This window comes from Colwellia sp. BRX10-1 (assembly GCF_014077545.1).
In the GTDB taxonomy this organism is placed as follows: domain Bacteria; phylum Pseudomonadota; class Gammaproteobacteria; order Enterobacterales; family Alteromonadaceae; genus Colwellia_A.
In genome coordinates this window covers 1-477 of sequence record NZ_JACGWC010000102.1, presented here as the reverse complement: position 1 = coordinate 477, position 477 = coordinate 1, and the positions used below count along the sequence as shown (strand labels likewise).

The window sequence follows — 477 nt, the reverse complement described above, 5'->3', positions numbered from 1 at the left end:
ACGGACTTGAACCGTCACACTCTATGAGCGAGGGATTTTAAATCCCTTGTGTCTACCAATTCCACCACCCGGGCATCGGATAATTCTTTTTAAAGTAGAGATTGGCTCCCTACTAACTCTTAATTTACTAAGAGATTTAACTAATTAAATTCTTTATCTTATCTACACACTAAATTTAGACAGTTAACGAGACGCTACATCTTTTGTTGTCAGCTAAATCACAACATTTTAGCTATATTTATTGTATATAAATATATGCATTATAAATGTGATGTAAATTAATTACATACATTATTGATACAGGTTTAATTACTACTATTTAAATTACTGAACAGAAAGTACAGTATAAAGATGGTACCCGGAGACGGACTTGAACCGTCACACTCTATGAGCGAGGGATTTTAAATCCCTTGTGTCTACCAATTCCACCACCCGGGCATCGGATAATTCTTTTTAAAGTAGAGATTGGCTCCCTAC

Annotated in this window: 1 tRNA gene; it reads right to left on the bottom strand. The window is 35.0% G+C overall.

The features are described from left to right. Positions 1 to 352 precede the first annotated feature (352 nt). Positions 353 to 438, bottom strand: a tRNA-Leu gene (locus H4J75_RS19715). Positions 439 to 477: the final 39 nt, after the last annotated feature.